At 41.9% G+C, this 9232-nt stretch carries 10 protein-coding genes; 6 read left to right on the forward strand and 4 right to left on the reverse strand.

The window, feature by feature from the left end:
• Positions 1-1077 carry an efflux RND transporter periplasmic adaptor subunit gene (locus ACKLNX_RS01540; RefSeq protein ID WP_412970971.1) on the reverse strand — a complete coding sequence of 359 codons (1077 nt, stop codon included), beginning with the start codon at positions 1075-1077 and terminating at the stop codon, positions 1-3.
• A gap of 264 nt (positions 1078-1341) precedes the next feature.
• Here ACKLNX_RS01540 and ACKLNX_RS01545 point away from each other — a divergent pair, with 264 nt between their 5' ends.
• The 3 genes from ACKLNX_RS01545 to ACKLNX_RS01555 all read left to right on the forward strand — a co-directional run bounded on the left by ACKLNX_RS01545 (position 1342) and on the right by ACKLNX_RS01555 (position 4621).
• A complete protein-coding gene (locus ACKLNX_RS01545) occupies positions 1342-1845 on the forward strand; it encodes a DNA mismatch repair protein MutT (protein ID WP_412970972.1) in 504 nt (167 codons plus the stop codon).
• 88 nt (positions 1846-1933) lie between these two features.
• Complete coding sequence (locus tag ACKLNX_RS01550; RefSeq protein WP_412970973.1) at positions 1934-3694, forward strand: acyl-CoA dehydrogenase family protein; 1761 nt, start codon at positions 1934-1936, stop codon at positions 3692-3694.
• A 3-nt stretch (positions 3695-3697) separates the two neighbouring features.
• Positions 3698-4621, forward strand: coding sequence for a DMT family transporter (locus ACKLNX_RS01555; RefSeq protein WP_412970974.1), 924 nt, complete (start codon positions 3698-3700; stop codon positions 4619-4621).
• 122 nt (positions 4622-4743) lie between these two features.
• On the opposite strand, the gene ACKLNX_RS01560 is transcribed toward ACKLNX_RS01555, so the two are convergent.
• Positions 4744-5973 (reverse strand): methionine gamma-lyase, encoded by a 1230-nt coding sequence (locus tag ACKLNX_RS01560; protein ID WP_412970975.1) that lies wholly within the window; start codon positions 5971-5973, stop codon positions 4744-4746.
• A gap of 154 nt (positions 5974-6127) precedes the next feature.
• Between ACKLNX_RS01560 and ACKLNX_RS01565 the strand changes: the two genes are divergently transcribed.
• A complete protein-coding gene (locus ACKLNX_RS01565; RefSeq protein ID WP_412970976.1) occupies positions 6128-6604 on the forward strand; it encodes an Lrp/AsnC family transcriptional regulator in 477 nt (158 codons plus the stop codon).
• A 38-nt stretch (positions 6605-6642) separates the two neighbouring features.
• Here ACKLNX_RS01565 and ACKLNX_RS01570 read toward each other — a convergent pair whose 3' ends face one another.
• A complete protein-coding gene (locus ACKLNX_RS01570) occupies positions 6643-7125 on the reverse strand; it encodes a GNAT family N-acetyltransferase (RefSeq protein ID WP_412970977.1) in 483 nt (160 codons plus the stop codon).
• A 29-nt stretch (positions 7126-7154) separates the two neighbouring features.
• Positions 7155-7622, reverse strand: a complete 468-nt coding sequence (gene ybaK, locus ACKLNX_RS01575; protein WP_412970978.1) for a Cys-tRNA(Pro) deacylase — start codon at positions 7620-7622, stop codon at positions 7155-7157.
• A 237-nt stretch (positions 7623-7859) separates the two neighbouring features.
• Between ybaK and ACKLNX_RS01580 the strand changes: the two genes are divergently transcribed.
• Positions 7860-8360: a transposase gene (locus tag ACKLNX_RS01580; RefSeq protein ID WP_412970979.1), complete on the forward strand. Its 501-nt coding sequence runs from the start codon at positions 7860-7862 to the stop codon at positions 8358-8360.
• Positions 8270-9202, forward strand: coding sequence for an IS3 family transposase (locus ACKLNX_RS01585; protein ID WP_412970980.1), 933 nt, complete (start codon positions 8270-8272; stop codon positions 9200-9202). Before ACKLNX_RS01580 ends, ACKLNX_RS01585 begins: the two co-directional genes overlap by 91 nt.
• The last annotated feature ends 30 nt before the right edge of the window (positions 9203-9232 follow it).

Below are 9232 nucleotides of genomic sequence, written 5' to 3' on the forward strand. Positions count from 1 at the left end.
CTAAGCTTTATCAGCAGCAGCGTTAAGAGCTGTTGCGGTAACTGTCGCACCATCTCGAACTTTTAATGTGCCCTCAACAATTACTTCTTGTCCGGCTTCAAGACCATCTAGTATTTGTATCCAGCCTGGCTTTCTTTGGCCAATCTGCACCTTGGTTTTACGTGCTTTGTTGTCGCCGTCAACCACAAATACAAATTGTGATTCACCCTCTGGGATCAAAGCTCCTTCAGGAATAACAAGCGCATCAATGACACGCTTCTCCACGTTAATCTGCAACAACATGCCTGGCCTAAGCTTTAGGTTCTCATTAGGTATTTGAGCCCTGATTTGAATGGCACGTGTGACAGGATCAATTCTAGAATCAATACTGGTAATTTGACCCTTGAAACGTTCCCCTGGGTAAGCAATAGATGTAGCTTCCACGCTCTGACCTAAAGCTACACTCGCAAGGTGCAGTTCAGAAATACTGAAGTCAACTTTAACGACGCTTAAATCATCGAGAGTAGAAATAACATCACCGGGGCGCACTAAGCTACCGATACTTACCTGACGAAGACCTAAGCGACCAGCAAACGGTGCGCGTACTTCTAATTCCGCTAATTGTGCGTCCGCCACATCTTTCTGGGCTTCTAGTGCATCCACACGTGCCCTTTGTTCATCGAGTAACTGTTCAGACGCTGCGCTCTGTTTTGCTAGGCCTTTGATACGATTAAGCTGACGTTTTGCTTCTGCGATATTTATAGAAAGTTCATTAACACGGGCCTTTTCTTCACGGTTACTTAACTCAATAAGCAACTGACCTTTCTTGACGAGATCGCCGTCTTCAAATAGAACCGCTTTTACTATTTCAGCTTGTTGTGCCGTTAAGTTTACAGATTCGTTAGCAACAGCCGTCCCTAATGCCTCAACAACGATTGGGAAGGCTTGAGTTTGCGCCTTTGTGGTAAGCACAGGAGTTGCGCCACCACCACGCTGCGCACCGCCTTGCTCCGCCGCGGGAAGGTTAAGATAGACGACGAAACCAACAAGGGCCACGACGCCGATTAATAGAGGAGAAAACTTAACAAACTTAGACATCAGGGTTCCTATTGGATTTTTAGCAAGCTTTTCGCAGTTTTTAGCTCGCAGTTTTTAGCTCGCAGTTATTAGCTCACAGTAACTAGCTCGCATATATTGATTCGCTGGTATTGTAAGGTGAATCTATCAATTCTTATAGCACTTCAGCGTTTTCTTTACACTTTCTTTACCGAATGACTTGATTCTTAATTGATTGCCCTTTAGTGTGCAATTTTATGCTTACTCTTACTGCTTATTTTGAATTCTGGATTTAAATTAATTTCTTTGCTTTTTGTACTTGTACTAACTGCTTGTTCGAAAGCGCCTTCCCCACCGACTTGTCGCATTGCGCAAGCATTTAACGCTGACTATGCTGGCCCAGCTGGCTGTCTTATTCGAGTACAGGATACTTTATTAGTGCTTAAACATAGCACAAGTGGCTTATATGACCTGCCTATCGGAGATCCTATTTCAGAAGAATCCGCACAATGTACCGCTCATCGAAATACTTGGGAAAAAACTGGGTTCAATGTCGAGGTTGATCAGCTTCTTGGCGTCACTCAATCTGGCATCATGTTATTTTCTTGTAGCCTCAGTGGAGGCTTTACAAGCGAAGATGGTCCGATAACTCCCCCCAGTTGGGTAGATAGTCAGATTCAACAGGTTGACTTCATTGACCCTTTCGATACAAGACATGATCTTTGGCAGAATCCTGACAATTTAATTATGTATAGAGACGGATTTGTTGTGACAAACAATAGCAAAAAAATGCAAGTTCCTGCACAATAGCAACATATTCAACCTAAAAGTCATCTTTTTATCGTTTTTCACGTACTTTTAGCTTATTAGTTTTTTATTAGCAATCTCCGGAGTTCCTATGCCGCAATTTAAAGCCCCTATTACAGATTTACAATTTTTACTTAATGACTGGCTAGCAATCGATAAGCACTATCAAGATGTTGGCGCCGAGGGCATGGATGCAGAATTGGTCAATGAAATCATCGCCCAAGGTGCGAGGTTTGCAGAGGATGCGGTTGCGCCTCTAAATCGCGAGGGCGATGAAGAAGGTTGCAAGTTAATTGATGGCTCAGTAAAAACGCCAACAGGTTTTGCAGAGGCATATCATGAGTATATTGCAAATGGTTGGAATGCAATGTTAGGCAATCCTGAATTTGATGGCCAAGACTTACCCTACTCTGCTGCAATCCCCGTGCATGAGATGTTGAATGCGGCAAACCTGAGTTGGCGTTTAACGACGATGCTTACAGAAAGTGCCATGCTCGCTGTCGATAAACATGCTACAGATGAGTTGAAAGCCTTATATTTACCAAAGCTGATCAGCGGCGAATGGACGGGCACCATGAACTTGACCGAACCTCATGCTGGAACAGACTTGGCTTTGCTTAATACGAAAGCAATACCGCAAGAGGATGGTTCTTACTCTGTCACCGGCAATAAAATATTCATAACCGGTGGTGATCAAGATTGGACCGACAATATTGTTCATTTAGTGCTAGCAAGATTACCTGATGCACCTGCAGGCGTTCGTGGTATCAGCCTCTTCCTTGTTCCCAAATTTTTACTTGATGAAAATGGTGAGCCCGCTGAGAAGAATGCAGTCAGTGTTGGTAGCATAGAAAAGAAAATGGGCATAAAAGCCAGCCCAACTTGCGTGATGAATTATGACGGTGCGAAAGGTTGGTTAGTCGGAGAAGAAAACAAAGGACTTGCTTGCATGTTCACCATGATGAACGATGCTCGCTTTCAAGTGGGCTTACAAGGCCTAGGCGCGGCTGAAGCCTCTTATCAAGGTGCGTTGGCATATGCACGAGAGCGCTTGCAATCAAGAGCTCCTCAGGGCGTTCAACAACCAGAACAAAAGGCCGATGCTATTATTCATCATCCTGATGTTAAGAAAATGCTGTTGACTCAGAAAGCCTTAACCGAAGGCTGCCGAGCGCTTGCTCTACTTTACGCTCAACAAATGGATGTTGAAAAATACACAAGCGACGAGCGCCATGAGCAAGCTGCGAAAGTAATCGCCTTTCTAACTCCTATCTGCAAGGGCTTTATGACCGATATGGGAACCGAAGTGACAAACCTTGGTATTCAAATTTATGGTGGTCATGGCTACGTACGCGAATGGGGCATGGAGCAATTAGTCCGTGATACTCGTATTGCTCAATTGTATGAAGGAACCAACGGCATTCAAGCTGCTGACCTTATCGGTCGTAAACTCACCAGAGATGGCGGAGACATGCAGCAAGCAACATTTAGCTTACTTTCAACTCGTATTGCTGCAATGAGCGATAACGAGAAACAAACACAAGCACAGACTTTGCTGCAAGAGTGGAATGAGGTTTCTCAAGCCTTACTTGGTGCCAAGGCAGAGGATGTTGCGGGAGCCGCTACCGATTACTTGCACTACAGCGCGTATTCCTTATTGGGTATACTCTGGCTTGATATGGCTAGTGCCGCTTCGCATTCTTCGAATGAACATATAGCAAAAGGCAAAGCAAATACTTGTGCTTTTTATATGAAACGAATTTTGCCTAGAAAAGAAATGCACAAATCGGTCGTTTTAAGCGCAGCGGATGATCTATTGGCATTAACAGATCAACAATTTGACTACGTTTAGTATATGAACTTCCAGCTAATTGTCGGTACCTTTGTGGCCATGCTGGCTTTTGCTGGAAATTCTGTTTTGTGTCGAATGGCCTTAGAATCAGGCACAATTGATCCCGCCACTTTCACATCAGTTAGGTTGATAAGTGGCGCTATCATCTTATCAATTTTAGTACTTTCAATTTCTAAGTTAAGCGAAAACAAAGCTGGCGATTTAAAGCCTTTTGATTCTTCAAATCCTCGTGCAAATTTCAACACAAGGCTTTGTCACTTATGTTCACTCAAACAAAGTAGTTGGCTGGGTGGACTTGCGTTATTCGCTTATGCGGCAGGTTTTTCTTTCTCTTATATTTCCCTATCTACTGGCACTGGTGCTTTAATCCTTTTTGCGACGGTTCAAATAACAATGATCACAATTGCCTTATTTCAAGGCTCTCGATTTAGTTTGGCGCAATGGTTTGGCTTTGCAATAGCCCTAGTTGGTCTCGTGTATTTATTCCTTCCCGGTATTAGTGCTCCTCCGATTTTCGGAGCCTTGCTCATGGTATTAGCAGGCATTGCTTGGGGAGTGTATTCAATTATGGGTAAAAAAGTGCTGAATCCGAGTCAATCTACGACTGAAAACTTTATTCGAGCATCTTTGATAACGCTGCTGCTAAGTCTCTTTTTTATAAATGACATGTCGATATCAATGGATGGCTTGTTGCTGGCAGTAGCTTCGGGCGTGATCACGTCTGGGATAGGTTATGCAATATGGTATGCGGTGTTGCCTTATTTAAAGTCAGCGACTTCTGCTTCGGTGCAGTTAACCGTGCCTGTTATTGCTACCCTTGGTGGTATCGTCTTTTTAGAAGAAGACATCAGCCTGAGATTATTTTTGGCATCGATAGCTATATTAGGCGGTGTGGCGATGGTTATATTACTCTCTAAGAAAGCTTGAATAGTCTTTTACTAACTACTGTAGGGCGCATCGCCATTAGCAAGTAAGGTTCACATTTGTTTTCCCTTACTTGCTAATCAATTTCTAGCTAAGTTAAGATAAGCTAAGTTAATTGCTATTATTTAAGATGCACTTTCCACTACGCTTGATAGGAGAGATTCAGCACTTAAAGTGTTGAGCGCTTGCTGTAAGTCATCCAGAATATCTTCAATACCTTCTAGCCCAACGGACAGCCTTATTAAGCCATCACTAATACCATGCTCTAATCGTTCCTCTGGCGTATAGGTTGAGTGTGTCATACTGGCAGGGTGTTGAATCAATGTTTCTGCGTCGCCCAGTGAAACAGCACGCTGAATCATTTTCAACTTATTCATCATTTTAATACCGGTTTGGATACCACCTTTCACTTCGAAAGTGATCATTCCACCAAAATCCGACATTTGTTTTTTGGCGAGTTCAAACTGCTCAAAGCTTTCAAGCCCAGGATAACAAACCGACTCTACAATTGGATTAGCTTCCAACATTTTTGCTACGCGCATTGCGCTTTGACAATGTCTATCCATTCTTAATTCGAGTGTTTTCATTCCACGCATAACTAACATTGCGTTAAATGGCGCCATGCAAGCGCCGGTCATATCTTTCATACCGTACAAACGAATTTCGCTAATGATTTCCTTTGGTCCAGCAATTAATCCAGCCACTAAATCGCCGTGACCGCCTAGGTATTTAGTAGCAGAGTGCACCACCAAATCTGCACCTAATTTAATGGGCTGAGTCAAATAAGGCGTTGCATAGGTGTTGTCGACGACGACCTTTACATCATGCTTATGTGCAATTTTAGAAACGGCTTCAATATCAACTAAACGCATATTTGGGTTAGCAGGCGTTTCAAAATAAACAACTTTCGTTTTGCTTGAAATTGCTTCTGCAAGCAGCTCATGGTTTGAAAGATCAACCTGAGTCACTTTAATACCAAACTTAGCTAAGCCATGATTCAAAAACGAAAAGGTACAACCATAAAGCGTTTTATCCGCAATAATTTCATCACCAGGTGAGAGTAATGTCCACATGACTGAAGAGATAGCACCAATACCTGAAGCTAGAGCTAAACCAGCTTCCGTGCCTTCTAAAGCGGCAATGCGTTGTTCCAGAATATCTAAGGTTGGGTTTGAGATACGAGAATAAAAATGTCCATCGCGTTCACCTGCAAACATTTCACCACCAGCCTCAGCGGTTTCAAACGCGAAGGTAGAGGTAAGATGAATGGGAGGCGTCAAAGCACCTTGGTTTTGCTGAGCGTCATAACCGTGGTGAATGGCTAAAGTTGAAAAATTCTTACTAGTATCTTGCATAGTACCTCCCGAAAAACCTGAATATCAAGCAATGATTACAGCCAACAATATAAGGATTTGGCATTTTATATTTCGCAAATTATATGCTTCATCGGAAGGTGAATTCGTGCTAGTTTAGCCCTAAATTCGATATTAATTAGCAGATTATGCCAAAATGAGTCACTCAAAATTAAATATGGATAATAAAGATCGCGAAATCATTCGTGAATTGCAGGTTGACGGCAGAATGAGTAATCAAGAGCTCGCAGCTAAAGTGAACCTAAGTCCTTCCCCCTGTCTTCGCAGATTAAGAAATTTGGAAAACTCCGGTATCATTAAAGGCTATGGTGTTGAAGTGGACAATGAGGCATATGGTTTGCCCATTACCGTGTTCGCCCGTGTCCAATTAGAAAAACATACTGCAGACGTGGTTTCTAACTTTGAGCAACACATCGAGTTTGCCGAGCAAGTCTTAGAGTGCTATGTCATGACGGGGGTTTCTGATTACCTGTTAAAAGTGGTTGTTGCCGACTTACACGCCTACGAAGTTTTCGTGCGCAAGGTTTTGCATCCCATAGGTAGTATTGCGTCAATTGATACGAGTTTTGCTTATAGTACCGTTAAGAAGACAGGTGTATTTCCGAGGATTTAGTGAGATTAGTGTCTTATTCATGTAAGTGCAGTTACATTTCATAATGGCTTTTCCCAAAATACCGCCTTGCCCATTTCTGGATCTAATTCATAGCCTTTGAAGCCAGATTTGATATAAGCGTTTTTAGCAACAAGGTTGCCTTCAAGTACTTCTAAGGTTATTTTGCAGCAACCTTTGGCGATTGCTATCTCTTCAATCTTGCTCATCATTTTTTGACTCAGTTGCAAACCTCTAAACTCAGGATTAACGGCGAAATCATGAATGTTAATGAGTGGTTTGCATTTAAAGGTAGAAAAACCTTCAATGCAATTCGAAAATCCGGCCGGTTTACCGTCGACATAACAAATGATAGAGAAGATAAACGGTCGCTTCTTTAGTTCGCCAATGAGGTTCTGCTTTGAGAAACTCGCAAGCTCACTGCCACCACCCATAGGATCTTTAGCGTAAGCATTCAAAAGCGAAAGCAATTCATCAGCTTGACGTTTATCACCATAATCTACTATTTCTGTTGTGATGTTCATTGTTTTCCCGTAATTGTGTAAGAAGTTTTTTATGTGGCTATATCGCTTATTCTCGCGTTCAAATATTCTGGAAAAACCGCGGGGTTAATTGACAATTCTAAACCACGACGCCCACCGCTCACGAAAATACTCTCAAAGTTATTGGCGCTAACATCCAGAATTGTAACTAAACGCTTCTTTTGTCCAAAAGGGCTGACACCACCTAGTACATAACCTGTCATGTTCTGCACTTTCTTTGCCTGAGCTAGTATGGCTTTTTTTCCAGAAACCGCTTTTGCGAGTTTTTTCATACTTAATTGTTTATTCGAAGGCACTATTGCAACAACGAATTTATCACTATCAACCTCAACAACGAGCGTTTTAAATACGCTTTCTGCTTTTAGACCCAATTTCTCAGCAGCTTCGTTTGCAAAATTTTGATTCGAGGCATCATGCTCATATTCAAGTAATTCAAACTCTACTTTCTGTTTTTCCAAGAATAGGATGGCAGGCGTCATATTTGTATCAGTACACATTAATTAATTGATAATAGCTAATGTAAATGCAGAACGATCTGAAGTCCAACCCCTAAACTCGTAAACCATCGAAACCGCTAAACAAGGACACACCTATTTTGCGATAATCGCAAAATAGGTGTGTCCTTGTTTAGGGATATAGGTGTGTCCTTTAAACAAAAAGCCAGCTTTTGAAGTGACCCCCAATAGTTGGACAATCCAATTACTGGGGGTCTTTTTATGTCCAAACATCACAAAGTATTTAAGTTAAAGCTAGCGAAATTAGCCCAAGAAGAGAGTTCAGTAGTCTTAGAGCGGAAGTTTGGGGTACGCGCTAACCTCATTCGTTACTGGGCGTTAGTATATCGCATCAACGGCCTTGATAGCTTTACTCACAAGCAACTTCCCTATACATGCAAATTTAAACTTAATGTGCTTAAAACAATGAGACGTAATGAGTGGTCTCTCGGTTTCACTAGTGCCTATTTCGACTTATCATCCCCTGGTATTTTATTTCAATGGCAAAAGCTTTATGCTCATGATGGTATAACCCGTCTGAAACCAAAGAAAAAAGGTAGGCCCCGCGTGACTTATGACTCTTCAACTCCTAAACCATCAGCAGAAATGTCTGAAAAAGAGCTCAGGGAAGAATTGGATTATCTACGCGCAGAGAACGCTATCTTAAAAAAGTTAGAAGCCTTGGCTCAAGCCAAAAAGAAGAAAGCAAAGACAAGACGATAGTTGTCGAAGAGCTCAAGGCAATATACAGATTACAACATTTATTAAAGGCTACAGGGCTTCCTAAAAGCGTGTATTACTACCATCGTAATGCACTAAATAGGTCCTGTCCCAATACTGACTTACGCGTAAAAATACGTGATATCTATCACAAACATAAAGGACGATATGGCTATCGTAGAATTACTTATGCGCTAAGAGCTATGGGGTTGGTGGTTAACCATAAGCGGGTACAACGCCTAATGAACGAGCTTGGTTTAAAGTCCAAAGTTAGACCCAAGCGCTATAAATCTTACAAAGGTGAAGTCGGCAGAATTGCTGAAAATGTCCTTAAACGTGAATTTACGGCGAACAAGCCAAATCAAAAATGGGTGACCGATGTAACAGAATTTAAGGTTAATGACCAAAAAGTATATTTGTCACCGATAATAGACCTGTTTAACCAAGAGGTAGTCAGCTACGAGGTACGAACCTCTGTTACGTTACCCTTGGTTACTGATATGCTCAAGACCGCAACAGCAAAGCTGCTGAAGCATGAGAAGCCACTCATACACTCAGACCAAGGTTGGCAATATCAAAATAAACAATACCAACAACATCTGAAAGAGCATGGATTACTTCAGAGTATGTCTAGGAAAGGAAATTGCTTAGACAACGCCGTTGCAGAGAACTTCTTCGGCATATTAAAAACTGAGATGTATCACAATGAAACGTTCAAAGACGCAAATGAACTTATTGAAAACATCAAACAATACATTGATTATTACAACAACGAACGCATTAAGCTAAAACTAAAAGGCCTGAGTCCGACACAATATCGAAATCAGGCCTTGGTCGCCGCTTAGAAATGAGTCCAACTTAATGGGGTCACTTCA

It is taken from the genome of Glaciecola sp. MF2-115 (assembly GCF_047250385.1).
GTDB lineage: Bacteria > Pseudomonadota > Gammaproteobacteria > Enterobacterales > Alteromonadaceae > Glaciecola.